Origin of the sequence: Herbiconiux sp. VKM Ac-2851, assembly GCF_013205105.1 — a bacterium.
Lineage (GTDB): Bacteria > Actinomycetota > Actinomycetes > Actinomycetales > Microbacteriaceae > Herbiconiux > Herbiconiux flava.
In genome coordinates, this window is the sequence record NZ_JABMLJ010000004.1 from 139,790 (window position 1) to 165,682 (window position 25,893).

A 25,893-nucleotide genomic window follows, 5' to 3' on the forward strand; every position below is an offset into this window, starting at 1 on the left:
AGGAAACCACCATGTCCACGGACGCCTTCCCCGTGCCAACCAAGAAGTCACCGCCCAGCGCGGAGTCCTCGCCCGAGATCCTCACCGGATCGGGGGCGGTCCTCCGCACGCTCGAGCACCTCGGCGTCAAAGACGTCTTCGGGCTGCCGGGCGGCGCGATCATCCCGTTCTACGACGAGCTGATGACGCAGGACAAGATCCGCCACATCCTCGTGCGCCACGAGCAGGGCGCCGGCCACGCGGCCGAGGGCTACGCCTCGGCCAGCGGCAAGGTCGGCGTCGCCATCGCGACCTCGGGCCCCGGCGCCACGAACCTCGTCACCGCGATCGCCGACGCCTACATGGACTCGGTGCCGCTGCTCGCGATCACCGGCCAGGTGTTCTCGCACCTGATGGGCACCGACGCGTTCCAGGAGGCCGACATCGTCGGCATCACGATGCCGATCACCAAGCACTCCTTCCTCGTGAAGCGTCCGGAGGACGTTCCGGCGACCCTCGCCGCGGCCTACCAGATCGCCTCGACCGGCCGTCCCGGCCCGGTGCTCGTCGACATCACGAAGGATGCGCAGCAGAACAAGGCGCCCTTCATCTGGCCGCCGAAGATCGACCTGCCGGGCTACCGGCCGATCACGAAGGCGCACGGCAAGCAGATCCAGGCGGCGGCGCAGCTGCTCGCCGAGGCGAAGAAGCCCGTGTTCTACGTGGGTGGCGGCGTCATCCGCTCGGAGGCGTCGGCCGAGCTGCTGCAGCTCGTCGAGGCCACCGGTGCCCCCGTCGTCACCACGCTGATGGCCCGCGGCGCCTTCCCCGACTCGCACCCGCAGCACCTCGGCATGCCCGGCATGCACGGCACGGTGCCGGCGGTGCTGGCGCTCCAGGAGAGCGACCTGCTGATCTCCCTCGGCGCCCGCTTCGACGACCGCGTCACCGGCAAGGCGAGCGAGTTCGCGCCGAACGCGAAGGTCGTGCACGTCGACATCGACCCCGCCGAGATCTCGAAGATCCGCATCGCGGACGTGCCGATCGTGGGTGACGCGAAAGACGTCATCACCGACCTGACCGCGGCCTGGGCCGAGATCTCGGGCGCGCCGCTCGAGCTCGACGAGTGGTGGACCTACCTGCGTGGGCTGCAGGACGAGTTCCCGCTCGGCTACGCCGAGCCGACCGACGGGCTGCTCGCCCCGCAGTACGTGATCAAGCGCATCGGCGAGCTCTCGGGCCCCGAGGCCATCTACGCCTCGGGCGTCGGACAGCACCAGATGTGGGCGGCCCAGTTCATCAAGTACGAGCGCCCGCACGCCTGGCTGAACTCCGGCGGCGCCGGAACGATGGGCTACTCGGTGCCCGCCGCGATGGGCGCCAAGGTCGCCGAGCCGCAGCGCACCGTGTGGGCGATCGACGGCGACGGCTGCTTCCAGATGACCAATCAGGAGCTCGCGACCTGCACGATCAACGACATCCCGATCAAGGTCGCGATCATCAACAACTCCTCGCTCGGCATGGTGCGGCAGTGGCAGACGCTGTTCTACGACGGCCGACACTCGTTCACCGACCTGAACACCGGTCACGAGTCGCGCATGGTGCCCGATTTCGTGAAGCTGGCCGAGGCGTACGGCGCACTGGGCATCCGGGTCACCAAGCTCGAGGAGGTCGATGCGGCCATCAAGCTCGCGCTCGAGACCAACGACCGGCCCGTGGTGATCGACTTCGTCGTCTCGGCCGACGCGATGGTGTGGCCGATGGTGCCGCAGGGTGTCAGCAACAGCTTCGTGCAGTACGCCAAGGAGCACGCTCCGGAATGGGATGAGGAGTAGACCATGAGCACCCACGTCCTGAGCCTCCTCGTGGAGGACAAGCCGGGTCTCCTGACCCGCGTCGCCGGGCTGTTCGCCCGCCGCGCCTTCAACATCGAGTCGCTCGCCGTCGGCCACTCCGAGATCCCGGGCCTGTCCCGCATCACGGTGGTCGTCGACGTCGAGGACCTTCCGCTCGAGCAGGTGACGAAGCAGCTGAACAAGCTGATCAACGTCATCAAGATCGTCGAGCTCGACCCGGCGCAGTCCGTGCAGCGCGAGCACCTGCTCGTCAAGGTGCGCGTCGACAACACCACGCGCTCGCAGGTGCTCGAGGCCGTGAACCTGTTCCGGGCTCGGGTCGTCGACGTGTCGACGGATGCCCTCGTGATCGAGGTCACGGGCGACTCCGGCAAGACGCAGGCCTTCATCAAGGTGATCGAGCCCTACGGCATCAAGGAGATCGCCCAGTCGGGCCTCCTCGCGATCGGCCGCGGCTCGAAGAGCATCACCGAGCGCGTCTTCAAGAACTGACCATCTTCACCACTTCGCACTTCACCCAACACAAGGAGAGAAACACGTGACCGAGATCTTCTACGACCAGGATGCCGACCTGTCCCTGATCCAGGGCAAGAAGGTGGCCGTCGTCGGCTACGGCTCGCAGGGCCACGCCCATGCCCTCAACCTGCGCGACTCGGGCGTCGAGGTCGTCGTGGCGCTCAAGGAGGGGTCGAAGTCGACCCCCAAGGCCGAGGAGGCCGGCTTCAAGGTCGTCTCGGTCGCCGAGGCCACCTCGTGGGCCGACGTCATCGTCATCCTCGCGCCCGACCAGCACCAGCGCGGCATCTACGCCCAGGACATCCAGCCGAACCTCGCCGACGGCAAGACCCTCGTCTTCGGCCACGGCTTCAACATCCGCTTCGGCTACATCGAGGCGCCCGAGGGCGTCGACGTGATCATGGTCGCCCCCAAGGGCCCGGGTCACACCGTGCGCCGCGAGTACGAGGCCGGCCGCGGCGTGCCCGTCATCGTCGCCGTCGAGAAGGACGCGACCGGCTCGGCCTGGGCGCTCGCGTGGAGCTACGCCAAGGGCATCGGCGGCCTGCGCGCCGGCGGCATCAAGACCACCTTCACCGAGGAGACCGAGACCGACCTGTTCGGCGAGCAGGCCGTGCTCTGCGGCGGCGTCTCGCAGCTCGTGCAGTACGGCTTCGAGACCCTGACCGAGGCCGGCTACCAGCCGCAGATCGCCTACTTCGAGGTGCTGCACGAGCTGAAGCTCATCGTCGACCTGATGTGGGAGGGCGGCATCGCCAAGCAGCGCTGGTCGGTCTCCGACACGGCCGAGTACGGCGACTACGTCTCGGGCCCGCGCGTCATCGACCCGCACGTGAAGGAGAACATGCAGGCCGTGCTCGCCGACATCCAGTCGGGCGCGTTCGCCAAGCGCTTCATCGACGACCAGGACGCCGGGGCTCCCGAGTTCCTCGCCCTGCGCGAGAAGGGTGCCGCGCACCCCATCGAGGCCACGGGCAAGGAGCTGCGCGCGCTCTTCGCGTGGAAGCAGCAGGACGCCGACTACACGGACGGCAGCGCTGCGCGCTGACCCGCACCACCCTTGAGGGCCCCGGAGCATCGCTCCGGGGCCCTCTCCCGTTCGCCCGCTGATCGAACCGTCGCAAATCGCCCTCTCATGCCTCTGAGAGGGCGATTTGCGACGGTTCGTCGGGAGCTAGGGGGAGGGGGCGGCGGCGGCCGGGAGGGGCGCGGGGGAGCGGAGGACGAGGCGGGGGCGGACGAGGCGGTGGCGGGGGTCGGTCGTGGGGCCCGCGTCGGGGCGTCCGCGGTGGGCGCCCGTGAGGAGCTCGAGGACGCCGGAGGCGACCTCGTCGAGCGGCTGCTCCACGCTCGAGAGGCCGAGGGCCTGGGCGACAGGGGTGTCGTCGTAGCCGATCACGGGGATCGAGCCCGCCGAGGCGATCAGGGCGCCGAGCGCCAGGGAGTCCGAGGCGCAGACGACGGCGTCGACGGGGGCGACTCCGGGTCGGCCCGCCAGGAGGGCGCGGAGTGCCGCGCCGCCGGGGGTGACGCCGTCGGGGGTCGCGATCGCCAGGGGGGTCAGCTGAGCATCCGTGAGCCCGCCGGCGGCGACCATGGCGTCGTGCCAGCCCCGGCGGCGGTCGTCACCGGTGCCCGAGGGGCTCGGCCAGCCGATGTAGCCGATGCGGCGGTGACCCTGGGCGAGGAGCGCGGTGGTCGCCTCGTGCAGCCCCCACCAGCCGTCGACGTCGACCCAGAGGTGGGCGGGGTCGTTCATGTCGTCGATGCCCCAGGGGCGTCCGAAGGTGACGAAGGACTGGTCGTTGGCGATCAGCCACTCGGTGCGGGGGTCGCCGTGGAAGGTGCTCGTGAGCACGAAGGCGTCGACGTCGGCGCCGTCGCGGAGGCGCGCGAACTGGCGGATCTCGTCGTCGGGGTCGGTGGCCGTGAAGAGCATCACGCGGAGGCCCTGCGCGGCGGCCTGCTCGGTGAGGGCGTGCAGGAAGCGGTCGAGCACGCTGCCCGAGATGCCGTCGGTCATCGGGTCGATGCGGATGCCGATGGTCGAGCTCTTGCGGGTGCGCAGGCGCCGTGCGGACTCGTGCGGTCGGTAGCCGAGCTCCGCGATGGCGGTGGTGACGCGGTCGCGGGTGTCGGGGCGCACGATGCCGGGGGAGTTCAGCACGTTCGAGACGGTCTGGCGCGAGACGCCGGCCACGCGGGCGACGTCGTGGATGGTGGGGAGTGCGCCCATCGGTCCTCCCTCGACTCCGGAGCTTGATCGTTCCAATGAACTTAGCACCGGCAGTTGCCGCACCCGCGGCGGCGAGTTATGGTGGTGACCACTGGTTTGAACGATCAAATCGCGCTGAAGCACTAATTGGATCGATCAAAACACCCCCGCACACAAGGAGAACACCATGCAACGACGCAGCTCCCTCGCCGTCGCGCTCGGCCTCGCCGCCGCGACCGCACTCACCCTCTCGGCCTGCGGCTCGGGCTTCGACGACGCCGGCGAGACCGGCGCCGCCCAGGACGACAGCGCCGGCCTCACCGTGCTGATCGGCTCGAGCGGCGACGCCGAGACCCAGGCCGTCACCGACGCCGTCGCCGCCTGGTCGGAGGAGTCGGGCACGGAGGCCACCCTGAACACCGCCTCCGACCTCAACCAGCAGCTCAGCCAGGGCTTCGCCAGCGGCAAGCCGGCCGACGTCTTCTACGTCTCGACCGACGCGCTGGCCGGCTACGCCGCCAACGGCTCGCTCTACCCCTACGGCGACCAGCTCTCGAACAAGGACGACTTCTACCCGACCCTCGTCGACTCCTTCACCTACGACGGCCAGTTCTACTGCGCCCCGAAGGACTTCTCGACCCTCGCCCTGATCATCAACACCGACCTCTGGACGGCCGCGGGCCTGACCGACGCCGACGTGCCCACCACCTGGGACCAGCTGACCGCCGTCGCCCAGAAGCTCACCACCCCCGAGCACGTGGGCCTGGCGTTCTCGCCCGAGTACGCCCGCGTCGGCGCCTTCATGGCCGAGGCCGGCGGCAGCCTGCTGAACGACGACGGCACCGAGGCCACCGTCGACAGCCCGGAGAACCTGCAGGCGCTCGAGTACGTCAAGTCGCTGTTCAGCGCGGGCGTCGCGAAGTACTCCTCCGACCTCGGCGCCGGCTGGGGCGGCGAGGCCTTCGGCAAGGGCCAGGCCGCGATGACCATCGAGGGCAACTGGATCGCCGGCGGCCTGCAGGCCGACTACCCCGACGTGAAGTACACCGTCGCCGCCCTGCCCGCCGGCCCCGGCGGCGAGGGCACGCTGCAGTTCAGCAACTGCTGGGGCATCGCCGCCGACAGCCCCAATCAGGAGGCCGCTCTCGCCCTGGTCGAGAAGCTGACGAGCACCGACCAGCAGCTCGAGTTCGCCAAGGCCTTCGGCGTGATGCCGTCGGTGCAGTCGGCCGCCGAGCAGTGGAAGACCGAGAACCCCGACAAGGCCGCGTTCCTCGACTCCGCCGACTACGCCCAGGGCGTGCCGACCCTCGAGGGCTCGGCCGACGTGATCAAGGACCTCAACTCGCAGCTCGAGTCGCTGTCCACCGGTGACCCCGCCGCGATCCTCGAGACCGCGCAGAAGAACATGGAGGCGATCGTCCAGTAGGACGATCGGCCCGATGATCACGACGACGAGGTCGAGGAGGATCGCATGACCGCATCCGTGACGGTGCCGCCCACGGCGGCGGCACCCGGAGGGGCCCCGAAGAGCGCCGGGAGGCCGTCGGGCCGCCGGGCGCCGAAGGGCATCCGCAAGTCGGAGGGCATCGCGGGCTGGCTGTTCACGGCCCCGATGCTGATCATCCTCGGCCTCTTCCTCGTCGTGCCCGTGCTGATGGCCCTCTGGGTCAGCTTCTCGGACTGGTCGGGGCGGGGGAGTCCCTTCGCGTCGAGCGTCAACTTCGTCGGGCTCGACAACTACGACGAGCTGCTCGCCGGCGGCGGGCTCGCCGAGCGCGACTTCGGCGTGGCCCTCCGCAACAACGCCTGGTACGTGCTGCTCGTGGTGCCGATCCAGACGGCGCTGTCGCTCTTCCTCGCGGTGCTGGTGAACCGGCAGGTGCTGAAGGGGCGCGGCTTCTTCCGCACGGCGTTCTACTTCCCGAGCGTGACCAGCTCGGTCGCCATCACGGTGCTCTGGCTCTTCCTCTTCGGAGCATCCGGTGCCGTCAACAAGGTGCTCTCGTGGTTCGGGGTGAACGGCCCGAACTGGTTCCAGGACCCCTCGGGCGTCGTGCACAACCTGCTCGCCGCGGTCGGCATCACGCAGGGCCCGGCGTGGATGACCGAGAACACCACCCTCGGCGTCTCGTGGTGGGACTGGTGGGCGGGGCCGAGCGTGGCCATGTCGGCCTTCGTGCTGATGGCCGTGTTCACCACCTCGGGCACCTTCATGCTGCTGTTCATCGCGGCGCTGCAGAACCTCGGCGGCGACGTGCAGGAGGCGGCGATGATCGACGGCGCCAACGGCTGGCAGCGCTTCTGGCGGGTCACCCTGCCGCAGCTGCGGCCGACGCTGTTCACGGTGCTGACCCTCGGGCTCATCGGCACCTGGCAGGTGTTCGACCAGATCTACACCGGCACCCAGGGCGGCCCGGGCAAGACCACGGTCACCCCCGCCTACCTCTCGTACACCTCGGCGTTCGAGAGCCAGGACTGGGGCCGCGGCGCCGCGATCGCGTTCGTGCTGTTCGTGATCATCGTGGTGCTGACGATCATCCAGCGCATCGTGCTGCGCGACCGCCCCGTGTCCAAGCGACGGATGCGGGCGTACAGCATCGCGAGCAGCCAGACCGCGAACAAGGAGGGCCGGGCATGAGCGCCGCCACGAGCACCCTGAGCCCGGCGACGCCGACAGCAGCCGGCGGGGCACCCGAGCAGCCGCGCCGCCGCCGCAGCGGCCGCTTCATCGCGAGCACCTCCGTGCTCTACGCCATCCTCGCCGTCATCGCGATCGTCTACATCTTCCCGTTCCTGATCGACGTCGCCACCTCGTTCAAGTCCGACGCGGAAGCGGCGAGCGACCCGCTCTCGCTGATCCCGCAGACCTGGACGACGGCGGCCTACGAGCGCCTGTTCCTCAACTCCGACTTCCCGACCTGGTTCGCGAACTCGGCGGTCGTCACGGTGTTCGTCACCATCGGCCGCGTGTTCCTCGCCTCCCTCGCCGGGTACGCGCTGGCGCGCCTGGACTTCCGGGGCCGGAACGTGATCTTCGCCGGGCTCGTCGCGGTGATGTCGGTGCCGCTCGTGGTGCTGCTCATCCCGAAGTTCCTCGTGATCAACCAGCTCGGCATCTACGACTCCTACGCGGGCATGATCATCCCGCTGCTGGTCGACGCCGCCGGGGTGTTCATCATGAAGAACTTCTTCGAGTCGATCCCGGCGAGCGTCGAGGAGCAGGCCCGCATCGACGGCGCAGGCACCTTCCGCATCTTCTGGTCGGTGGTGCTGCCGATGGCCCGTCCCGCGCTGATCACCATCGTGATCCTGTCGTTCCAGGGCTCGTGGAACGAGCTCTCGCACTTCATCGTCTCGACCCAGTCGCCTGAGCTGACGACGCTCACCAAGGGCGTCGCCTCGCTCGCCTCCGGGCAGCTCAGCCAGGGTACGCAGTATCCGCTGAAGCTGGCGGCCGCGGCCATCATGACCGTGCCCGTCGCCGTCATGTTCTTCATCTTCCAGCGCCGCATCATGAACGCCAGCGAGGGGGCCGTCAAGGAATGACCGCCGTGCTCCCCTCCCCGTCGACCTCCCAGGAGATCCCCGCCATGTCCCACCCCCTGCAGCCTTTCCTCAACGACGCCACGGTGGTGCTCGCCGCGCCGACCCAGGCCTGGTCGGCGGCCTCGGGCGCGATGACGGAAGCCATCCACGGGGCATACCACTCCGACACGCGGGTGCTGCGCGGGCTCGCGCTCGAGGTGGGCGGGGCGGCACCCGAGACGGTGTCGCAGTCGTCCCGTGGCTCGTCCGACACGGTCTTCACGGCGCTCGTCCGCTCGATCGACGACCGCACGGCCGACCCGCGGGTGCGCCTCGACCGCCGCCGCACGGTGACGTCCGGCGGCTTCGCCGAGGAGCTGCGGTTCACCTCGGCGCTCGGCCACGAGATCGTCACCGAGGTGCGGCTGACGCTGGCGGCCGACTTCGCGCCGATGCAGATCGTCAAGGCGGGGCTCGCCGGCTCGGGGCTCGACGGGGCTCCGGATGCTCGCGCCGCCCTCGAGCCGGTCACCGTCGTCGAGCGCGCCGGCGCCGTGCTCCTCGCGTCCGGCACCTCGACCGGCCGGCTCTACGCCCCCGGCGCGGCGATCGCGGTGGCGGCGCCCGGATCGGCCGCCGCGGACGCGGCCGAGGGGCACGCCTCGACGGGGGGCGGCGCCGAGGCGGACGGCCGCGCATCCGTCGCCGACCCCGCCGCCCGGATCACGCTCACCTGGCCGCTCGTCGTGCCCCCGCATGGCACGGCCACGCTCACCTGGCGACTCGCCCTCGAGGACTCGGCGGCCGTCGTGACGGGCGCATCCGGAACCGCGGAGTGGGCCGACGCCCGCGTCGACGCCGGCGACAGCCGCCTCGCGCACTGGAACCGCCGCGCCCTCGACGACCTCGCCGCCCTGCGGATGGAGACCAGCCGCGCCCCCGGCGAGCCCTTCCTCGCGGCCGGCGCCCCCTGGTTCTTCACCCTCTTCGGCCGCGACTCGCTCTGGGCCGCCCGCCTGCTGCTGCCGCTCGGCACCGAGCTCGCCGCCTCGACCCTGCGCGTGCTCGCCGGGCTGCAGGGCGAGCGGACGGTGGGGGAGACCGCCGAGCAGCCGGGCAAGATCATGCACGAGCTGCGGCCCGGCGAGCTCACCATGCCGGGGGAGGACATCACGCTGCCCCCGCTCTACTACGGCACCGTCGACGCCACCGCGCTCTGGATCGTGCTGCTCGCCGAGGCCCGCCGGTGGGGGCTCTCCGACGACGAGGTGCGGCCGCTGCTGCCGAATCTGAAGCGCGCCCTGGCGTGGATGCGCGACCACGGCGACAGCGACGGCGACGGCTTCCTCGAGTACGCCGACACCACGGGGCACGGTCTCGCGAACCAGGGCTGGAAGGACTCCGGCGACTCGGTGCAGTGGCGCGACGGGCGCCTCGCCGAGGGGCCGATCGCGCTCTGCGAGGTGCAGGGCTACGCCTACCAGGCCGCCCGGGACGGCGCCGAGCTGCTCGACGCGTTCGGCGAGTCGGGCGGCGACGTATGGCGGGCCTGGGCGTCGGCGCTGGCCGAGCGCTTCCGGGCGTCCTTCTGGATCGAGCGGGAGGGCGGCCGCTACCCGGCGATCGCGCTCGACGCGGCGAAGCGACCGGTCGACACGCTGACCAGCAACATCGGGCACCTGCTCGGCACGGGCATCCTGAACGCCGACGAGGCCGCCGACATCGCTCGGCTGCTCGTCGACGAGCGGCTCGACTCGGGCTTCGGGCTGCGGACGATGGCCACCGACTCGGCCGGCTACTGGCCGCTGAGCTACCACGGCGGCTCGGTCTGGGCACACGACACGGCGATCGCGGTGCAGGGGCTCGCGCGGGAGGGCTTCCGCGTAGAGGCCGCCCGGCTCGGGCGGGGGCTGCTGCGCGCGGCCGAGGCCTTCGGGTACCGCATGTCCGAGCTGCACTCGGGCGACTCGGCGGCGGTCACCGCGGTGCCGGCGCCGTACCCCGCGGCGTGCCGGCCGCAGGCGTGGTCGGCGGCGGCCGCCGTGGCGGTGGCGGTGGCGGCGACGGATGCGCGTCCCGCGCCCGACCGCACGACCCTCCTCGTGGCGCCGCTCGCCGACGCCGCCCTCGGGCAGGTGACGCTCGACGGCCTCCGTGTCGCGGGCCGCCCGTTCCGCGTCGTCGCGACCCCGGACGCCGCCACCGCCACCCCTCTCGCCTGACCCGAGCCCCGGTAGGGTGAGGGCATGAGCGACGCGCGCGACGACGAGGCCCTGGGGTGGGCCGGTGACGACGATCCGACCCTCGCGCCCGAGGGGGCGGTGGGCGGCGCGGCCGCTCCGCGCGGGCGGGGCTCGCGCCGGGGCGAGACGGCGCCGGCCGCTGCACCCCGCACCGTGCTCGACGAGGCGGAGGACGCGGAGGACCGCGCGGCGGAGCGCGAGCTCGAGGACGCGGAACGCGCATCCGCTCAGCTGAGCTCGGCCGCGCTGATCGGTCTCGGCGTGCTCGGCGGGGTCTACCTGCTCTACACGATCGGCTGGATCGTTTTCTTCAGCCGCTACGAGATGGCGATCGACGTGACGTTCGGGGTGTTCAGCGACCTGATCGCCCGCACGCTCGCGATCGCCGCGGCGCCGCTGTGGTTCGTGGCGACGCTGCTGATCACCCAGCGGCGCCGGCGCTACCGCTTCCTCTGGCTCGTGATCGGAGTGCTCGTGCTCATCCCCTGGCCGTTCCTGATCGGGGGCACGGCGTGACCGCCGCGACGGCACCGGCCGCTCCCGCCAAGCGCGGGTTCCGCACCTTCGGCAAGGCCGGCTGGGCGGTGGCGCTGATCTTCGCGTTCCTGTACGCGTACCACCTGTGGGGCGGGCTGGCGAACCTGATCGGCGTCGTCTCGCTGCTGAACAGCTACGGCACAGCGCCCGACACCGGCCTCTGGGCGCTGATCATCGGCTACGCCGTCGTGCCGATCGTGGTCTACATCGCGGCGCTCCTCATCGGCCGCACCCTGCGCACCTGGGAGCGGGCGGTGGTCTTCGCCGTGGGATTCGCGGTGGTGTCGGTGGTCTCGCTCAGCCTGGTCTCGCTCTAGCGGGCCTGGCCGGCCGCAGCGGACCTCGTCAGAAGAAGGCCACCAGCAGGATCAGCGCCGCGAGCACGATCTGCGCGATCAGCCGCGGCACGAACGGCACGGCGAGGGCGCCGAAGCGGTCTCGCCGCGTCGCCGCGTACGCGTTCGCCGGGAACACGGCGGCGAGGAAGACCACGAGCGCGATTCCCGCCGCGATCCGCGTCGGCGGGAACACGAGCCCCAGCCCGCCCGCGATCTCGCAGGCCCCTGTGAGGTACACCAGGTTCAGCGGGGCCAGGATGCCCGTCCCGCGCATCCGGGGCGGCATCATCGCGGCCATCGTGCGGGCCGAGCGCGGCACGAAGTGGTTCACGCCCATGAGCACGAACACAGCGGCGATCAGCAGGCGGAGCACGTCGAGGACGACGCCCGACGTCATGAAGTCCATCGGGCCATTCTGCCTGCACTACGCTGGACGGGCTCCCCGCCGATGAACCGAAGGACCCGCCCCGTGTCGAAGCCGGTCGTGCTGATCGCCGAAGAACTGTCCCCCGCCACCGTCGACGCCCTCGGGCCCGACTTCGACGTGCGCTCCGTCGACGGCACCGACCGTCCGGCGCTGCTGGCCGCCCTCGCCGACGCCCACGCGGTGCTCGTGCGCTCGGCCACGAAGGTCGACGCCGAGGCCATCGCCGCCGCACCCGTGCTGAAGGTCGTCGCCCGCGCCGGCGTCGGTCTCGACAACGTCGACATCAAGGCGGCTACGACCGCCGGGGTCATGGTCGTCAACGCGCCCACCTCGAACATCATCTCGGCCGCAGAGCTCACGGTCGGGCACATCCTGAGCCTCGCCCGTCACATCCCCGCCGCGCACGCCGCGCTGGCCCAGGGGCAGTGGAAGCGCTCCGCCTACACTGGCGTCGAGCTGTTCGAGAAGACCGTCGGCATCATCGGCCTCGGCCGCATCGGCGCGCTGATCACCGCGCGCCTGCAGGCCTTCGGCGTCAACGTCATCGCCTACGACCCCTACGTCACGAGCGCCCGCGCCCAGCAGCTCGGCGTCACCCTGGTGACCCTCGACGAGCTGCTCGCGCAGAGCGACTTCATCACCATCCACATGCCGAAGACGCCCGAGACCACGGGCATGATCTCCGACGAGCAGCTGGCGCTGATGAAGCCCACCGCCTTCATCGTGAACGTCGCCCGCGGCGGCCTGATCGACGAGGATGCGCTCTACCGCGCCCTGACCTCGAAGACCATCGCGGGAGCCGGCCTCGACGTGTTCGTCAGCGAGCCGCCGAAGGAGTCGCCGCTGCTCGCCCTGCCGAACGTCGTCGTCACGCCGCACCTCGGCGCCTCGACCGACGAGGCGCAGGAGAAGGCCGGCGTCTCGGTCGCGAAGTCGGTGCGCCTCGCGCTCTCCGGCGAGCTGGTTCCGGATGCGGTGAACGTCGCCGGAGGGGTCATCGACCCGTACGTGCGCCCCGGCATCGCCCTGGTCGAGAAGCTCGGCCAGGTCTTCTCGGGACTCGCCGGCAGCCCGCTCACGAGCGTCGACGTGGTCGTCAAGGGCGAGCTCGCCGACTACGACGTCAGCGTGCTGAAGCTCGCGGCGCTCAAGGGCGTGTTCACCAACGTCGTCAGCGAGACCGTGTCCTACGTCAACGCGCCGCTCCTCGCCGAGCAGCGCGGGGTCGCCGTGCGGCTGATCACCGACCCCGAGTCGGCCGAGTACCGCAACGTCATCACGCTCACCGGCGCCCTCAGCGACGGTTCGCAGGTCTCGGTCTCGGGCACCCTGACGGGCTCGAAGCAGATCGAGAAGATCGTCGAGATCAACGGGTACGACGTCGAGGTGCCCTTCGCGAAGCACCTGATCGTCATGCTCTACACCGACCGGCCCGGCATCGTCGCGGTCTACGGCAAGGAGTTCGGCGAGGCGCAGGTCAACATCGCCGGCATGCAGATCGCCCGGCACGAGGCCGGCGGCAAGGCGCTCAGCGTGCTGACCGTCGACTCGCCCGTGCCCGACGGGCTGCTCGACGCGCTCCGGGTCTCGATCGAGGCCGACGTCATGGTCGAGGTCGACATCACCGCCTGAGTCGCGGCGCCGCCGCTCGGCGCGCTCACCGCCGCTCGGGGCGGTCGCCGCCCTCGCGCGGCAATAAGCTGGGCGCATGGAACGAACCATCAAGCTCGCGCTCATCCCCGGTGACGGCATCGGGCCGGAGGTCGTCGCCGAGGCCGTCAAGGTGCTCGACGCGGTCGCGACCGACGCGGGCGTGGAGTTCGAGAAGACCCACTTCTCGCTGGGGGCCGCCCGCTTCCTCGAGACGGGCGACGTGCTCACCGACGACGACCTGGCCGCCATCGCGGCGCACGACGTCATCCTGCTGGGCGCCGTCGGCGGCGTGCCCGGCGACCCCCGGCTGAAGAACGCGAACATCGAGCGGGGCCTGCTGCTGAAGCTGCGCTTCTCGCTCGACCACTACGTGAACCTCCGACCCACCGTCATCTACCCGGGCGTGCCCTCGCCGCTCGCCGAGCACGGCGACGTCGACTTCGTCGTCGTGCGCGAAGGTACGGAGGGCCCCTACGTCGGGAACGGCGGCGCCATCCGCACCGGCACGCCGCACGAGATCGCCAACGAGGTGTCGATCAACACCGCCTACGGGGTCGAGCGGGTCGTCCGCGACGCGTTCGCGCGAGCATCCGCTCGTCGCAAGAAGCTGACGCTCGTGCACAAGACGAACGTGCTCACCTTCGCGGGCGGGCTCTGGAAGCGCGTCGTCGACGAGGTGGGGGCCACCTTCCCAGAAGTGGCCGTCGACTACCTCCACGTCGACGCCGCGACCATCTTCCTGGTCACCGACCCTGCTAGATTCGATGTCATCGTCACGGACAACCTCTTCGGCGACATCCTCACCGATCTGGCCGGCGCGATCAGCGGCGGCATCGGCCTTGCGGCCTCGGGCAACATCAACCCCGACGGCGCGTTCCCCTCGATGTTCGAGCCGGTCCACGGATCCGCGCCGGACATCGCCGGCCAGCAGAAGGCCGACCCCACCGCCGCGATCCTCTCGGCGGCGCTGCTGCTCGACCACCTCGCTCTGACGGATGCGGCCGACCGCGTGCGCACCGCCGTGGTCGCCGACATCGCCTCGCGAGACGGCCGGCCGGCGCGCACGACCTCCGAGATCGGCGACGCGGTGGTGGCGGCCCTCGGCGCCTGAAGAATCCACTCCGACCCACTGACGAAAGACAGCCCATGACCATCGCAGAGTCCTCCACCTTCCCCCTGACGTTCGAGCTCACGCCCTCGCAGGCGGCTCGGGACGAGGCGGAGCGGGAGGTCATCCTCGCCGACCCCGGGTTCGGCAAGCACTTCACCGACCACATGGTCAAGATCGACTGGACCATCGAGGACGGCTGGCACGACGCCGAGGTCATCCCGTACGGCCCGCTGATGCTCGACCCCTCCGCTGCGGTGCTGCACTACGCGCAGGAGATCTTCGAGGGCCTGAAGGCCTACCGTCACGCCGACGGCTCGATCTGGACGTTCCGGCCGGGCAAGAACGCCGAGCGGCTGCAGCGCTCCGCCCGGCGGCTCGCGCTGCCCGAGCTCGCCACCGAGGACTTCATCGAGTCGCTGAAGCAGCTCGTGGCCGTCGACGGCTCGTGGGTGCCGAGCGCGCCCGAGACGAGCCTGTACATCCGCCCGTTCATGATCGCGAACGAGTCGTTCCTCGGCGTGAGGCCCTCGCAGCGCGTGGCCTACTACGTGATCGCCAGCCCGGCGGGCGCCTACTTCCACGGGGGAGTCGCCCCGGTGTCGATCTGGCTGTCGACCGAGTTCTCGCGCGCCGGCCGCGGCGGCACGGGAGCGGCCAAGTGCGGCGGCAACTACGCCGCCTCGCTTCTGCCCCAGCAGGAGGCCTACGAGAACGGATGTGCGCAGGTGCTCTTCCTCGACGGGGAGACCGGCCAGCACATCGACGAGCTCGGTGGCATGAACATCTTCTTCGTGCACGACGGCGGCACGAAGCTCGTCACCCCGCGCCTGACCGGCACCATCCTCGAGGGCATCACCCGCGACAGCATCATCCAGCTCGCGAAGGACCGCGGGATGACGGTGGAGGAGCGCGACGTGACCGTCGAGGAGTGGCGCCAGGGCGTCGCCGACGGGTCGATCACCGAGGTGTTCGCCTGCGGCACCGCCGCCGTCATCACGCCGATCTCGGCGCTGAAGTCGGCCGACGGCGTGATCGGCGACGAGAGCGCGCCGGCCGGGGAGCTGACCATGTCGATCCGGCGGGAGCTGACCGACATCCAGTACGGTCGCATCGCCGACCGTCACGGGTGGCTGACTAGGCTCGACGCATGAAGATCGCACGGTTCAGCCACCAGGGCGCCATCACCTTCGGCATCCTCGACGAGAGCGACGCGGGGGTGCCCGAGCTCGTCGTGCTGAACGGCGACCCGATGTACGCCGGCTTCGACACCACGGGGGAGCGCGTGCCGCTCGCCGACGCCACGCTGCTGGCCCCGGTCATCCCGCGCTCGAAGGTGATCGGCATCGGCAAGAACTACCTCGACCACGTCGCCGAGATGGGCACCGGCTCGGCGCCGGCCGAGCCGCTGATGTTCCTGAAGCCGAACACCTCGGTGATCGGACCGGGCGACCGCATCGTGCGGCCGGCCCAGTCGAGCCGGGTCGACTTCGAGGGCGAGCTCGCCGTCGTCATCGGCAGCATCGCCAAGAACGTGCGGGTGGCCGATGCCGCGAGCGTGATCTTCGGCTACACGATCGCCAACGACGTGACCGCCCGCGACCTGCAGAAGAGCGACGGGCAGTGGACGCGGGCGAAGGGCTTCGACACCTTCTGCCCGCTCGGGCCCGTGATCGAGACCGAGTTCGACCTCGCCGCGGCGACGGTCGAGACGCGGCTGAACGGGGTGCTGGCGCAGAGCGCGCCGGTGACCGACATGATCCACTCGGTGGCCGAGATCGTCGCCTACGCCTCGTCGGTGTTCACGCTGCTGCCGGGCGACGTCATCCTCACCGGCACGCCGGCGGGGGTCGCGGCGATCGAGGCCGGCGACACCGTCGAGATCGAGATCGCGGGCATCGGGGTGCTGTCGAACCCGGTGCTCTAGGCGGCGGAGGCGTGCGACGGCGGGTGCCGTCCGGCCCCTCCGCGTCGGTCGGCGGCGGGACGCTCTAGTCGGCGGTGGTGCTGTCGGCCACGAGCTCGAGGGCGTCGAGTGCCTCACCCAGGCGCTCGATCTGATCGGTGTCGAGCTCGTCGAACAGCGCGAGCACCCGCTCGGCACGCTGGCGACGGGCGGTGGCGATGGCGACCGTGCCGGCCTCGGTGGCGCTGACGAAGAACGAGCGGCCGTCGTCGGGGTCGGCGCTCCGGGTGATCAGGGCACGGTTCTCCAGCTCGGTGAGCAGCCGCGTGATCGTCGGCGCGGCCACCCGCTCGGCGCGGGCGATGTCGCCGGGCCGGATCGGGCCCTGCCGCACGATGATCGACAGCGCCGAGACCTGGCCGGGCGTGAGCTCGCCGGCGGGGCGGATGCGGCGATTGAGTCGCCCGACGGCGACCGCGAGTCGCGCGGCGATCTCGGCTCGGTCGGAGCCGGCGTGGTTCGTCATTCGGGAGGCCTTCGGTCACCGGTGCAGTACCGGAAGTCTCCCACACGCCTCACCCGATCGCGGTCTGCCGCTCGAGAAAGGCCAGCACCTCGTCGGCGACCGTTCGCCATCCGGAGTCGATGGTGAGCGAGTGGCCGCGGTTCGGGATTTCGATGAACTCGGTCAGCCCCGGGTTCTTCTGCTGCAGCCGGTAGACGGCATCGGTGATGGCGCGGGGCACCGTGTTGTCCTTCTCGCCCGAGACGATCAGCAGCGGGCCGCGGGCCGGGTTCTTCGTGTCGACCTTGGTCTCGGTGAAGGGGTTGACGTTCGCCGTCGCCGCCTGGAAGAGCGGCACGCCCGAGGCGGCGACGTGGTACGTCGTCCAGAGTTCCTCGGCCTCGTCGTCGTCGAGCGCGTTGGCCCAGCCGAAGCGGAACTCCTCCAGGGTGAGCGCGACCGCTCGGCCGAAGTTGAGCGGGTTGCCGAGCACGGCCGAGGCCGACTTCAGCGACGACAGCGGCAGCGGCAGCACGCCCTGGAAGGGCGCGGGGTCGATGGCGACGGTGGCCGTCGACGCCCCGGTGCCGGCGATCTTCTGCGCGATCAGGCCACCGAAGGAGTGGCCGACGACCGCGGGCGCGATGGTGAGCCCGTCGATCGCTTCGAGGTAGTGGTCGGTCACCTGCTTCACCATCTTGTGCGCGAACACCTCGGGGTTCCGGCGGGCCTCCTCGACGCTGCCCGGGTCGTCGGGCCAGCCGGGCGCGATGGTCGTGAACCCCTGGTCCTCGAAGAGCGCGCGCCAGCGGTCCCAGCTGCTGGAGAGCAGCCACAGACCGTGCACGAAGACGACGGGCTGCAGGCCCGAGTCGTTCGCTCGGGAGATCTCGTCGCGTTCCGTGGTGGTGAGGGTGCTCATGGGGCGTCCTTCCGGTCGGTTGGCTGACGGTAGCCCCGATCGGGGCGCCTCGGCACTGGACATCCGTCGGAACATCGCGGCGGCGGGCCGGAATGTGTACACTGTTCACTTAGTCGGCCGCGTCGGGGAATAGAACGAGCGGGGCTCGACGTTACCACCCAAGCGCCCTTCCGCTTTCCGCCTTCCGCACGCCCTTCCGCCTTCCGCATCCAGACGGGATCCCCATGACCGCAACCGCTCCCTCCGAGACGCGCGTCGCTCCCCGCGACCGCCTCGTCATCAACCTCCTGCTCGTCTCGGCCTTCGTCGTCATCCTGAACGAGACGATCATGGGTGTGGCCATCCCGCACCTCGTCGTCGACCTCGGCATCACCGAGGTGGCCGCGCAGTGGCTCTCGACCGCGTTCATGCTCACGATGGCGGTGGTCATCCCGATCACCGGCTTCCTGCTGCAGCGCTTCAACACGCGCCCGATCTTCATCGCCGCCATGTCGCTGTTCTCGCTCGGCACGCTGATCGCCGCGATGGCGCCCGGCTTCGAGGTGCTGCTCGTCGGCCGCGTGGTCCAGGCCAGCGGCACGGCGATCATGATGCCGCTGCTGATGACCACCGTGATGACCCTCGTGCCGCCGGCGGTGCGCGGCCGCACGATGGGCAACATCTCCATCGTCATCTCGGTCGCCCCCGCGATCGGCCCGACCATCTCGGGCATCATCCTGAGCACCCTGTCCTGGCGGTGGATGTTCATCCTCGTGCTGCCGATCGCCCTCGGCGCACTGCTGCTCGGCGCGCTGCGGGTCGTGAACGTGACCGAGCCGCGTCGGGTTCCGATCGACGTCCTGTCGATCATCCTGTCGGCCTTCGGATTCGGCGGTCTGGTCTACGGCCTCAGCACCCTCGGCGGGGCCGGGGCGACCTTCCTGTCGAGCTGGCTGCCGCTGATCGTCGGCGTCGCGGCGCTCGGCACCTTCGTGCTGCGTCAGCTCGCTCTGCAGCGCCGCGACCGGGCGCTGCTCGACCTGCGCACCTTCCGCTCGCGCACCTTCACGGTGTCGATCCTGCTGATGGCCGTGAGCATGATGGCGCTGTTCGGCACCATCATCGTGCTGCCGTTCCTCTTGCAGGGCGTGTTCGGGCTCGACCCGCTCGCCACCGGCCTGCTGCTGCTGCCGGGTGGGCTCGTGATGGGCGTGCTCGCGCCGTTCGTCGGCCGCCTCTACGACCGGGTCGGGCCGCGCCCGCTCGTCATCCCAGGCGCGATCACCGTGAGCCTCGTGCTCTGGGGGCTCACGATGGTCGACCAGAACACCTCGGTCTGGTTCGTGCTCGGAGCGCACATCGCGCTCAGCGCAGGGCTCGCGTTCATGTTCACGCCGCTGTTCACCGCGGGTCTCGGCTCGCTGACGCCGCGGCTGTACTCGCACGGATCGGCCATCATCGGCACCGTTCAGCAGCTGGCCGGTGCGGCCGGAACCGCGCTGTTCGTGGCGCTCATGGCCAGTGTCACGGCCCAGCGCCTGACCGCCGGGGCGACCCAGGTCGCAGCGACGGCCTCCGGCATCCAGGCGGCGTTCCTGTGCGGCGCGATCATCTCGGTGCTCGGGGTGGTGGCGGCGCTGTTCGTGCGGCGTCCGGCCGAGGCGGTCGACGCGGGCGAGCGGATGACCGAGGACGCGCCGGCCGCAGCGCCGATGCACTAGGCGCGGCTCCCGACCGCGCGCGAAAGGGCGCCGAGCGTGAAGCTCGGCGCCCTTCGTCGTGCGCGGGGCCCCGATGCCGTCGCCGTACCGCTAGAACTGCGGCGGCTCGGGCGGGGCAGCTAGAACTGCGGCGGCTCGGGCGGGGCCTGGGGCGGCTCGCCCGGAGCACCGGGCGGGGCGGTGGGAGCGTCGGGCGGAACGTCGGGCGGAGGCATCGTTGACATGCCGCCGACCCTACGACTCCCGGCGGCGCACCGCCACCGTCCGCCCGTGGGGCTGCCCCTCAGTCGTGGCCGCCGAGGGTGTCGGCCTCGCCGCCCTGGCTGTCGCCGCCCTGGCCGGGCGCCGGCTGCGCCTGGTCGGCCTGCTCCTCGCTGCCCTCGGCCTGCGAGGGCTTGTCGACGCCCGCGTCGCCCTCGATCAGGTCGTGGTTCTGCGGGTTGTCCTGCGGTCCGCTGTCGGTCATGGCGTGTCCTTCCTTCGGTGTTCGGGTGGTGGCGATGTGGTGGGTCGTGGGGATGTGGCCGGTCGTGGGGGATATGGCCGGACGGCGGGGGTCAGACCGAGCGCCAGGTGTCGCTCTCGAGGTGCGAGCCGGCCTGGGGGCCCATCTGGAGCATCCCGCCGTCGACGACGATCGAGGTGCCCGTGACGTAGCTCGACCCGGGCGAGGCGAGGAACGCGATCACCGAGGCGATCTCGCGGGCGTCGCCGGGACGGCCGAGGGGGATGCCGGGGCGCGAGGTGCCGTGCGGGTCCTCGTCGGTCTGACCCGTCATCGGGGTGGCGATCTCGCCGGGCGCGACCGTGTTCGCGGTGATGCCGTACGGCGCGAGCTCGAGCGCCGCGGTCTTCACGAGGCCGCCGAGTCCGTGCTTGGCGGCGTCGTAGGCGCTCGAGCCGACCCGCGGCTGGTGCTCGTGCACGCTCGACACGGCGATGATGCGCCCGCCGGTGCCGCCGGCGATCATTCGCCGGGCGGCCCGCTGGATGCCGACGAACGCCCCGTCGAGGTCGGTCGCCACGACCTGCCGCCACTCCTCGAGCGAGAGGTCGACCAGCGGGGTCGAGGCGCCGGTGCCCGAGTTGTTCACGAACACGTCGAGGCCGCCGAGCTCGTCGGCGAGGGAGTCGATCACGTCGCCGGCGGTCTCCAGCGCGCTCGCGTCGAACTGCGCCACTGCCGCCTTCACGCCGAACGCGCGCACCTCCTCAGCGGTCGCCTCGGCGCCCTCGTGGTCGGTGTGCCAGGTGATGCCGACGTCCATCCCGGCCGCCGCCAGCGCGACGGCGGTGGCCCGCCCGATGCCGGAGTCGGAGCCAGTGACGATGGCGCGGCGGGGCGCGAACCCCTGGTCAGCTGAACCCGGGTCGGCGGCAGTGCTCGAATCGCTCATGCCCTCACGCTAGGCACGCCTCCGCGCCCGCCGTCAGGGGGTTGCGGCACCACCCGCCGTGGGCCAGGCTCCACCGAGCGCCAGGCCCGCCCGACCGCCAGGCTCCACCGAGCGCCAGGCCTGCCCGACCGCCACCCCCGCCCGTCCGCCCGACCGCCACCCCCGCCCGTCCGACCGACCGGCCGTGGGCCGGGCTCAGCCGAAGCGCAGCGCCAGCGGCTCGCCCGCCCGCTCCCGCGGGTACCACGCCACCCCGCGCGACGCCAGCGCCGGCAGCGGCCGCGCGGCCGCGCTCGCGGTCAGCGCGTGCCAGCCCGAGCGGTCGTCGGTGTGCGCCATGTACGCGGCGAGCAGCTTCGCGGTGGCGAGCGCGTCGACGGATGCCCGGTGCGCCCCCTCGAGGTCGATGCCGAGCACCTCGCAGCAGCTCGACAGCCCGCGCCGGAGGCCCGGCAGGTAGTGGCGGGCCAGCTGCATCGTGCACAGCGACACCAGCGGATTCTCGAGCCGGTACCCGATCCGCCCCAGCTCGGCGAGCAGGAACCGCTGGTCGAACGAGACGTTGTGCGCCACGAGCACCCGCCCCGACAGCAGCCCGAGCAGCTCGGGCGCGATGTCGCCGAAGGTCGGGGCGCCCGAGAGGTGCTCGGCCGTGATGCGGTGGATGCGCGTGGGGCCCGGCCCGCGCCCCGGGTCGATCAGGGTGTCCCACCGGCCCGTGACCGTGCCGTCGGGGTCGGAGTGCACGACCGCGATCTCGACCGCGCGGTCGTCTCCCGCCGCGAACAGCCCGGTGGTCTCGAAGTCGATGGTCGCGAATCCGGTGCTGCTCATGGTGCTGGCGACACTAGCCCGAGCCGCCGACACCGGAGCCCGCGACACTCCCACGACACTGCCGCGACACTCCCACGACGGTCGCCGGCGCCGTCGTCAAGCCCCTGGCGACCACCGCCACGAAGAGTTCCCTCGGTGGTGGAACACCGGTTCAGAAGAGGAAAGGACGCATCATGCCCGCACTCGACGGCAAGAGGATCGCACTGCTCGTCACGAACTACGGAGTCGAGGAGGCCGAGCTCGCCGACCCCCGGCAGGCGGTGGAGGACGCCGGCGGCGACCCCGTCATCGTCGCGGTGGAGGACTCCCCGGTGCAGACGCTCGTCGGCGACAAGGACCCGGGCCGCACCTTCACACCCGACGCCCTCGTGGGGAAGGTCTCGGCCGACGAGTTCGACGCCCTGATCATCCCGGGCGGCACCATCAACGCCGACAAGCTGCGGCTCGAGGAGGACGGCATCGACCTCGTCGCCGCGTTCATCGACGCCGGCAAGCCGGTCGCGGCCATCTGCCACGGCCCCTGGGCTCTCGTCGAGACGGGCCAGCTCGCCGAGAAGACCCTCACCAGCTACCCTTCGCTGCAGACCGACATCATCAACGCGGGCGCCGACTGGGTCGACGAGTCGGTGCACGTCGACGACGTCGGCGGCTGGACACTCGTCACCTCCCGCACCCCCGACGACATGGCGGACTTCACCCGCGAGCTGGTGCGGGTGTTCGGTGAGGCCGGAAGTTCCGCGGAGGCCGGCGAATGACCCTCGAGACGGCGGCCGTCCCCGCGGCGGTGTATCGCGCATCCGGCCCCTGGTCGCAGGTCTACCTCGACGTCTCGGTCGACACCGCCGACCCGCCGCAGGTCAACGAGGAACGGCGGATCAGCGCCACCGACCGGCTCGCGGCGGCCGGCGCGCCCCAGGCCGACATCGATGCCGTCGCCGAGGCGATGGCCACCGCCGACCCGGCCGGCGGTGAGCGGTGCCTCTTCGTGCTCGTGCACGACGGCGAGGTGGTGGTGCAGACACTGCTGCCCGGCCGCGCGACCGAACCCGAGATCGTCGCGTACCAGCCGGTGCCCGACCTGGTTCCGCTGCTCGAGCACCGGCCGGGCGACTTCGCGCACGTCGTGGTCGAGACGTCGCGCGACGGCGGCGAGATCCGCCTGTACCGGCTCGGCGACACCGAGCCCGTCGTCGACGAGGCGCAGCAGGGGCGCACCGACACGCTGCACAAGATCAAGGGCGGTGGCTGGCGGCACGACCGCCTGCAGAACCACACCGAGGAGATCTGGCGGCGCACCCAGGCCGAGCTCGCGACCACGATCGACCGCGTCGTGCACGAGCACCGGCCGCGGCTGCTCACGATCGCGGGCGACATCCGGGCCAGGCAGCTGCTCGAGGGCGAGCTGTCGGCCGAGTCGCGCGCGATCCTCACGGTCGTGCCCGTCGACACCCACGCCGACGGGGCGAGCAGCGAGGCGCTCGACGAGCATCTCGACAGCGAGATCGCGCGCATCCTGGCCGACGACAAGAAGGCGGTGCTCGACCTCGTGGCCCTGCACGAGGGCCGCGGCGACAACCGGGTCGAGAGCACGCTCGGCGGCGTCGTGCACGCCCTCGCCTCGGCCCAGGTCGACACGCTCGTGATCGACGCCGAGCGCCTGCGCGAGCACGAGCTGCTCGCCCTCGCCACCGAGCCGTGGGTGGCCGCCGCCCCCGAGGACTCCCTCGGCGCCGAGGTGCTCGACCGGGTGCCCGCGCCGATCGCGCTCAGCCGCGCGGCGGTGCTCACCGACGCGACGGTGCTGTTCACCGACAGCCGCGAGGCTCCGGATGCCCAGGACGACGTCTCGGGATCGCTGCCCTCCGGGGTGGCCGCCGTGCTGCGCTGGCGCACCGGGCCGCCCGTGCCCGGGGAGGAATGACGCTCGACTACGTCCTCCCGCTGCGCTGGACGAGCGACGCGGGCCTGCCCGAGCTGACCGGCTACCTGCGCTGGCTGGCCGGGCAGGCCTCGGTGATCGTCGTCGACGGGTCGCCGCCGGCGCTGTTCGAGCGGCACGCCGCCGCCTGGGCCGGACTCTGCCGCCACGTGCCGCCGCAGGCCCGGCCCGGGCGGAACGGCAAAGTCGCGGGGGTGCTGACCGGGCTGGCCCTGGCGAGCGGCGACCGGGTCGTGCTCGCCGACGACGACGTGCGCCACGACGCCGAGTCGCTCCGGGCGATCGAGCGGATGCTCGGCCACGCCGATCTCGTGCGGCCCCAGAACGTCTTCGACCCGCTGCCCTGGCACGCGCGCTGGGACACCGCCCGGTCGCTCGTGAACCGGGCGCTCGGCGCCGACTACCCCGGCACGTTCGGGCTGCGGCGGGCGGCCCTCGTCGGAGGCTACGACGGCGACGTGCTCTTCGAGAACCTGGAGCTGATCCGCACGGTGCACGCCCGCGGCGGCCGCGAGCTCGTCGCGAGCGGGCTCGGCGTCCGCCGCGTGCCGCCGACGGCGGGGCACTTCTGGGGGCAGCGCGTGCGCCAGGCCTACGACGGCTTCGCCCAGCCGGCCCGCTTCGCAGCCGAGCTCGCGGTGCTCCCCGCGGTCGCCGTGCTGCTCGGATGCCGCGCGCGAGGGCTGCTCGCCGGGGTCGCAGCGGGGGTGACGGTGCTGGCCGCGACCGGGCGCCTCCGGGGCGACGGGCGGGCGCTGTTCGGCGCGGGCGCGCCGCTCTGGGCGCCCGTCTGGGCCCTCGAGCGCTCCGTCTGCGCGTGGCTCGCGCTCGGTGCGCGACTGCGCGGCGGCGCCCGCTACGCGGGCACCCGCCTTCCCGTCGCGGCGCACTCCGTGCGCGCGCTGCGCCGCAGCTAGGCCCGGAAGCCGGTCAGCTTGTGGGTGCCGTCGCAGAACGGCTTCACCGTGGACAGGCCGCAGCGGCAGAGCGCGATCGTGCGGCGGCCGCGTTCGACGCCCGGGCCGGTGGCTCCGGCGATGACGACGGGGCCGCGCACGAGCAGCGGCCCGTCGGGGCAGGGCACGATCTCGACCGGGTCGCCGACGGGGGCGCGGAGCGTCCTCTCGTCCTCACTCATCCCGCACCGCCAGCACGGGCACCCGCTCCTCGGAGCGGAGCGAGCTGCGGCCCGACTGCCAGGCCGCGAGGAGGTGCTCGCCCACGAGCTCGTCGAGGTGCAGGCACGCGGCGGCACCGAACAGGATGTCGGTCACGAGCTGCGGCTCCGCCTCGGCGAGGCCGCCGGCGAGGTCGCGGCCGGCGATCTGCTCGTGCACCGCATCCGCCTCGACGTGCTCGTCGAAGTAGAGCGTGACGTCCTCGCCGAAGCCGAGCCGACGGAAGCCGTCGCCGTAGAACCGGCTCGGGATCGACGAGGTCATCTCGAACGCCGCCAGGTGCCCGGTGATCACACCGCGCAGTCGTCGCTGCAGGCCGAACATCGACATCATCGTGAGCGACGCGATCGTGATGGCCGGCAGCCGGTCGAGGTAGTGCCCCGTGCTGTCGTCGAGGCCGAGACCGCGCATGGTCCGGGCGAACAGGGCGCTGTGCATCCGCTCGGGCCGGCCGTTGCCGTACTCGTCGGTCTGGATCTCGACGAGCGCCGCCTTCGCCCGCCCGCTCAGCCGAGGGATCGCCCAGGTGTGCGGGTCGGATTCCTTCAGCTGGTAGAGCGAGCGGTGCATCAGCAGTTCGCGCAGCTGCTCCTCGGTGGCCTTCTTCGCCACGAACCGCGCGACGCTCGGGCCGGGTGTCGGGGCGGTGAGCTCGAACAGGGCGCGGGCCACCTGATCGGCAAGCCCCTCCGCTCCGGGCAGTTCGCCGGGCCGGCCGGTGTCCGCCGTGGGGAGGGCCGGCGTCGGCACGACCCGGCGCAGCTCCTCCTCGAAGCGCGTCTCGATCATCCGTCTGGCCCGGATCAGCCCCGGGTCCCACTCGAAGGCGTCGTCGACGTCGTCGAAGCCGCTGTAGTGCAGCTCCTGCAGCACGTAGAGGGCCAGCTGCAGGTCGTCGTCGGCGATGACGTCGTCGACGAGCACGAGGCGCGCCTCGACGAAGTCGGCGAGCGTCGCCGTGTCGCGCTCGTGGTGGAGGCACTGGAACAGGGCGTCGCCGATGACGCCGCGGGAGTGGGGGAGGTTCATGCACGGTCCTTCGTCAGGCGGGCGGATGCCCGGCTGCGGTGAACGCTACGCGCGACGAGCCCCGCCGCCACGGGCTGGCCGCG

At 71.6% G+C, this 25,893-nt stretch carries 26 protein-coding genes; 17 read left to right on the forward strand and 9 right to left on the reverse strand.

Features of this window, described 5'->3' with window-relative positions; translation table 11 throughout:
* Positions 1–11: 11 nt before the first annotated feature.
* Genes HQQ85_RS18825 through ilvC form a run of 3 tightly spaced genes read left to right on the forward strand, consistent with a single transcriptional unit; the run spans position 12 to position 3,399 of the window.
* Positions 12–1,814, forward strand: coding sequence for an acetolactate synthase large subunit (locus tag HQQ85_RS18825; protein WP_173184087.1), 1,803 nt, complete (start codon positions 12–14; stop codon positions 1,812–1,814).
* 3 nt (positions 1,815–1,817) lie between these two features.
* The gene (gene ilvN, locus HQQ85_RS18830; protein WP_173184088.1) at positions 1,818–2,327 is read left to right on the forward strand and encodes an acetolactate synthase small subunit; all 510 of its coding nucleotides are present in this window, start codon (positions 1,818–1,820) and stop codon (positions 2,325–2,327) included.
* A 46-nt stretch (positions 2,328–2,373) separates the two neighbouring features.
* Positions 2,374–3,399 carry a ketol-acid reductoisomerase gene (gene ilvC / locus HQQ85_RS18835; protein WP_173184089.1) on the forward strand — a complete coding sequence of 342 codons (1,026 nt, stop codon included), beginning with the start codon at positions 2,374–2,376 and terminating at the stop codon, positions 3,397–3,399.
* A 126-nt stretch (positions 3,400–3,525) separates the two neighbouring features.
* Here ilvC and HQQ85_RS18840 read toward each other — a convergent pair whose 3' ends face one another.
* Positions 3,526–4,587, reverse strand: coding sequence for a LacI family DNA-binding transcriptional regulator (locus tag HQQ85_RS18840; RefSeq protein WP_173184090.1), 1,062 nt, complete (start codon positions 4,585–4,587; stop codon positions 3,526–3,528).
* A gap of 166 nt (positions 4,588–4,753) precedes the next feature.
* Here HQQ85_RS18840 and HQQ85_RS18845 point away from each other — a divergent pair, with 166 nt between their 5' ends.
* Genes HQQ85_RS18845 through HQQ85_RS18870 form a run of 6 tightly spaced genes read left to right on the forward strand, consistent with a single transcriptional unit; the run spans position 4,754 to position 11,191 of the window.
* Positions 4,754–5,995, forward strand: a complete 1,242-nt coding sequence (locus HQQ85_RS18845; protein WP_173184091.1) for an ABC transporter substrate-binding protein — start codon at positions 4,754–4,756, stop codon at positions 5,993–5,995.
* 45 nt (positions 5,996–6,040) lie between these two features.
* Positions 6,041–7,207, forward strand: a complete 1,167-nt coding sequence (locus HQQ85_RS18850) for a carbohydrate ABC transporter permease (RefSeq protein WP_173184092.1) — start codon at positions 6,041–6,043, stop codon at positions 7,205–7,207.
* Positions 7,204–8,115: a carbohydrate ABC transporter permease gene (locus HQQ85_RS18855; protein ID WP_173184093.1), complete on the forward strand. Its 912-nt coding sequence runs from the start codon at positions 7,204–7,206 to the stop codon at positions 8,113–8,115. Before HQQ85_RS18850 ends, HQQ85_RS18855 begins: the two co-directional genes overlap by 4 nt.
* Positions 8,112–10,316 (forward strand): glycogen debranching N-terminal domain-containing protein, encoded by a 2,205-nt coding sequence (locus tag HQQ85_RS18860; protein ID WP_254069587.1) that lies wholly within the window; start codon positions 8,112–8,114, stop codon positions 10,314–10,316. Before HQQ85_RS18855 ends, HQQ85_RS18860 begins: the two co-directional genes overlap by 4 nt.
* Before the next feature lie 24 nt (positions 10,317–10,340).
* Positions 10,341–10,853 (forward strand): hypothetical protein, encoded by a 513-nt coding sequence (locus HQQ85_RS18865; RefSeq protein ID WP_173184094.1) that lies wholly within the window; start codon positions 10,341–10,343, stop codon positions 10,851–10,853.
* On the forward strand, positions 10,850–11,191 hold the full coding sequence (locus HQQ85_RS18870; RefSeq protein ID WP_173184095.1) for a hypothetical protein: 342 nt from the start codon (positions 10,850–10,852) through the stop codon (positions 11,189–11,191). The genes HQQ85_RS18865 and HQQ85_RS18870 overlap by 4 nt, the downstream gene beginning before the upstream one ends.
* Before the next feature lie 28 nt (positions 11,192–11,219).
* Here the strand turns inward: HQQ85_RS18870 and HQQ85_RS18875 are convergent, their stop codons facing one another.
* The gene (locus HQQ85_RS18875) at positions 11,220–11,618 is read right to left on the reverse strand and encodes a DoxX family membrane protein (protein WP_246306484.1); all 399 of its coding nucleotides are present in this window, start codon (positions 11,616–11,618) and stop codon (positions 11,220–11,222) included.
* 63 nt (positions 11,619–11,681) lie between these two features.
* Between HQQ85_RS18875 and serA the strand changes: the two genes are divergently transcribed.
* The 4 genes from serA (at position 11,682) to HQQ85_RS18895 (ending at position 16,327) form a co-directional block, all read left to right on the forward strand.
* Positions 11,682–13,271, forward strand: coding sequence for a phosphoglycerate dehydrogenase (gene serA / locus HQQ85_RS18880; protein WP_173184096.1), 1,590 nt, complete (start codon positions 11,682–11,684; stop codon positions 13,269–13,271).
* 76 nt (positions 13,272–13,347) lie between these two features.
* Positions 13,348–14,403: a 3-isopropylmalate dehydrogenase gene (locus HQQ85_RS18885; RefSeq protein WP_173184097.1), complete on the forward strand. Its 1,056-nt coding sequence runs from the start codon at positions 13,348–13,350 to the stop codon at positions 14,401–14,403.
* A gap of 35 nt (positions 14,404–14,438) precedes the next feature.
* Entirely contained in the window at positions 14,439–15,554 is a 1,116-nt protein-coding gene (locus tag HQQ85_RS18890; RefSeq protein WP_173184098.1) for a branched-chain amino acid aminotransferase, read from the forward strand.
* Positions 15,551–16,327, forward strand: a complete 777-nt coding sequence (locus HQQ85_RS18895; RefSeq protein WP_173184099.1) for a fumarylacetoacetate hydrolase family protein — start codon at positions 15,551–15,553, stop codon at positions 16,325–16,327. The genes HQQ85_RS18890 and HQQ85_RS18895 overlap by 4 nt, the downstream gene beginning before the upstream one ends.
* Positions 16,328–16,391: 64 nt before the next feature.
* On the opposite strand, the gene HQQ85_RS18900 is transcribed toward HQQ85_RS18895, so the two are convergent.
* A complete protein-coding gene (locus HQQ85_RS18900) occupies positions 16,392–16,832 on the reverse strand; it encodes a MarR family winged helix-turn-helix transcriptional regulator (protein ID WP_173184100.1) in 441 nt (146 codons plus the stop codon).
* Between the two features lie 49 nt (positions 16,833–16,881).
* A complete protein-coding gene (locus HQQ85_RS18905) occupies positions 16,882–17,733 on the reverse strand; it encodes an alpha/beta hydrolase (RefSeq protein WP_173184101.1) in 852 nt (283 codons plus the stop codon).
* A 224-nt stretch (positions 17,734–17,957) separates the two neighbouring features.
* Between HQQ85_RS18905 and HQQ85_RS18910 the strand changes: the two genes are divergently transcribed.
* Complete coding sequence (locus HQQ85_RS18910; protein ID WP_173184102.1) at positions 17,958–19,433, forward strand: MDR family MFS transporter; 1,476 nt, start codon at positions 17,958–17,960, stop codon at positions 19,431–19,433.
* Positions 19,434–19,716: 283 nt separating this feature from the next.
* Here the strand turns inward: HQQ85_RS18910 and HQQ85_RS18915 are convergent, their stop codons facing one another.
* The 3 genes from HQQ85_RS18915 to HQQ85_RS18925 form a co-directional block, all read right to left on the reverse strand.
* Positions 19,717–19,899 (reverse strand): hypothetical protein, encoded by a 183-nt coding sequence (locus HQQ85_RS18915; protein WP_173184103.1) that lies wholly within the window; start codon positions 19,897–19,899, stop codon positions 19,717–19,719.
* Positions 19,900–19,990: 91 nt separating this feature from the next.
* A complete protein-coding gene (locus HQQ85_RS18920) occupies positions 19,991–20,830 on the reverse strand; it encodes an SDR family oxidoreductase (RefSeq protein ID WP_173184104.1) in 840 nt (279 codons plus the stop codon).
* A 195-nt stretch (positions 20,831–21,025) separates the two neighbouring features.
* Positions 21,026–21,664, reverse strand: a complete 639-nt coding sequence (locus HQQ85_RS18925; protein WP_173184105.1) for a 3'-5' exonuclease — start codon at positions 21,662–21,664, stop codon at positions 21,026–21,028.
* Between the two features lie 173 nt (positions 21,665–21,837).
* Between HQQ85_RS18925 and HQQ85_RS18930 the strand changes: the two genes are divergently transcribed.
* Genes HQQ85_RS18930 through HQQ85_RS18940 form a run of 3 tightly spaced genes read left to right on the forward strand, consistent with a single transcriptional unit; the run spans position 21,838 to position 24,520 of the window.
* Positions 21,838–22,419 (forward strand): DJ-1/PfpI family protein, encoded by a 582-nt coding sequence (locus HQQ85_RS18930; protein WP_173184106.1) that lies wholly within the window; start codon positions 21,838–21,840, stop codon positions 22,417–22,419.
* Positions 22,416–23,585: a Vms1/Ankzf1 family peptidyl-tRNA hydrolase gene (locus HQQ85_RS18935; RefSeq protein WP_173184107.1), complete on the forward strand. Its 1,170-nt coding sequence runs from the start codon at positions 22,416–22,418 to the stop codon at positions 23,583–23,585. The genes HQQ85_RS18930 and HQQ85_RS18935 overlap by 4 nt, the downstream gene beginning before the upstream one ends.
* Positions 23,582–24,520, forward strand: coding sequence for a glycosyltransferase family 2 protein (locus HQQ85_RS18940; RefSeq protein ID WP_173184108.1), 939 nt, complete (start codon positions 23,582–23,584; stop codon positions 24,518–24,520). Before HQQ85_RS18935 ends, HQQ85_RS18940 begins: the two co-directional genes overlap by 4 nt.
* Here the strand turns inward: HQQ85_RS18940 and HQQ85_RS18945 are convergent.
* Both HQQ85_RS18945 and HQQ85_RS18950 read right to left on the reverse strand, forming a co-directional pair.
* Positions 24,517–24,741, reverse strand: coding sequence for a CDGSH iron-sulfur domain-containing protein (locus tag HQQ85_RS18945; RefSeq protein ID WP_173184109.1), 225 nt, complete (start codon positions 24,739–24,741; stop codon positions 24,517–24,519). The genes HQQ85_RS18940 and HQQ85_RS18945 overlap by 4 nt on opposite strands.
* Complete coding sequence (locus HQQ85_RS18950; protein WP_173184110.1) at positions 24,734–25,810, reverse strand: iron-containing redox enzyme family protein; 1,077 nt, start codon at positions 25,808–25,810, stop codon at positions 24,734–24,736. Before HQQ85_RS18950 ends, HQQ85_RS18945 begins: the two co-directional genes overlap by 8 nt.
* Between the last annotated feature and the right edge of the window lie 83 nt (positions 25,811–25,893).

Bases quoted from the DNA above. Each gene is read 5' to 3' on its own strand.
- HQQ85_RS18825 (WP_173184087.1), top strand. From the start codon at position 12: ATGTCCACGGACGCCTTCCCCGTGCCAACCAAGAAGTCACCGCCCAGC.
- ilvN (WP_173184088.1), top strand. From the start codon at position 1,818: ATGAGCACCCACGTCCTGAGCCTCCTCGTGGAGGACAAGCCGGGTCTC.
- HQQ85_RS18840 (WP_173184090.1), bottom strand. From the start codon at position 4,587: ATGGGCGCACTCCCCACCATCCACGACGTCGCCCGCGTGGCCGGCGTC.
- HQQ85_RS18845 (WP_173184091.1), top strand. From the start codon at position 4,754: ATGCAACGACGCAGCTCCCTCGCCGTCGCGCTCGGCCTCGCCGCCGCG.
- HQQ85_RS18850 (WP_173184092.1), top strand. From the start codon at position 6,041: ATGACCGCATCCGTGACGGTGCCGCCCACGGCGGCGGCACCCGGAGGG.
- HQQ85_RS18855 (WP_173184093.1), top strand. From the start codon at position 7,204: ATGAGCGCCGCCACGAGCACCCTGAGCCCGGCGACGCCGACAGCAGCC.
- HQQ85_RS18860 (WP_254069587.1), top strand. From the start codon at position 8,112: ATGACCGCCGTGCTCCCCTCCCCGTCGACCTCCCAGGAGATCCCCGCC.
- HQQ85_RS18865 (WP_173184094.1), top strand. From the start codon at position 10,341: ATGAGCGACGCGCGCGACGACGAGGCCCTGGGGTGGGCCGGTGACGAC.
- HQQ85_RS18875 (WP_246306484.1), bottom strand. From the start codon at position 11,618: ATGGACTTCATGACGTCGGGCGTCGTCCTCGACGTGCTCCGCCTGCTG.
- HQQ85_RS18885 (WP_173184097.1), top strand. From the start codon at position 13,348: ATGGAACGAACCATCAAGCTCGCGCTCATCCCCGGTGACGGCATCGGG.
- HQQ85_RS18890 (WP_173184098.1), top strand. From the start codon at position 14,439: ATGACCATCGCAGAGTCCTCCACCTTCCCCCTGACGTTCGAGCTCACG.
- HQQ85_RS18895 (WP_173184099.1), top strand. From the start codon at position 15,551: ATGAAGATCGCACGGTTCAGCCACCAGGGCGCCATCACCTTCGGCATC.
- HQQ85_RS18900 (WP_173184100.1), bottom strand. From the start codon at position 16,832: ATGACGAACCACGCCGGCTCCGACCGAGCCGAGATCGCCGCGCGACTC.
- HQQ85_RS18905 (WP_173184101.1), bottom strand. From the start codon at position 17,733: ATGAGCACCCTCACCACCACGGAACGCGACGAGATCTCCCGAGCGAAC.
- HQQ85_RS18910 (WP_173184102.1), top strand. From the start codon at position 17,958: ATGACCGCAACCGCTCCCTCCGAGACGCGCGTCGCTCCCCGCGACCGC.
- HQQ85_RS18915 (WP_173184103.1), bottom strand. From the start codon at position 19,899: ATGACCGACAGCGGACCGCAGGACAACCCGCAGAACCACGACCTGATC.
- HQQ85_RS18920 (WP_173184104.1), bottom strand. From the start codon at position 20,830: ATGAGCGATTCGAGCACTGCCGCCGACCCGGGTTCAGCTGACCAGGGG.
- HQQ85_RS18925 (WP_173184105.1), bottom strand. From the start codon at position 21,664: ATGAGCAGCACCGGATTCGCGACCATCGACTTCGAGACCACCGGGCTG.
- HQQ85_RS18930 (WP_173184106.1), top strand. From the start codon at position 21,838: ATGCCCGCACTCGACGGCAAGAGGATCGCACTGCTCGTCACGAACTAC.
- HQQ85_RS18935 (WP_173184107.1), top strand. From the start codon at position 22,416: ATGACCCTCGAGACGGCGGCCGTCCCCGCGGCGGTGTATCGCGCATCC.
- HQQ85_RS18940 (WP_173184108.1), top strand. From the start codon at position 23,582: ATGACGCTCGACTACGTCCTCCCGCTGCGCTGGACGAGCGACGCGGGC.
- HQQ85_RS18945 (WP_173184109.1), bottom strand. From the start codon at position 24,741: ATGAGTGAGGACGAGAGGACGCTCCGCGCCCCCGTCGGCGACCCGGTC.
- HQQ85_RS18950 (WP_173184110.1), bottom strand. From the start codon at position 25,810: ATGAACCTCCCCCACTCCCGCGGCGTCATCGGCGACGCCCTGTTCCAG.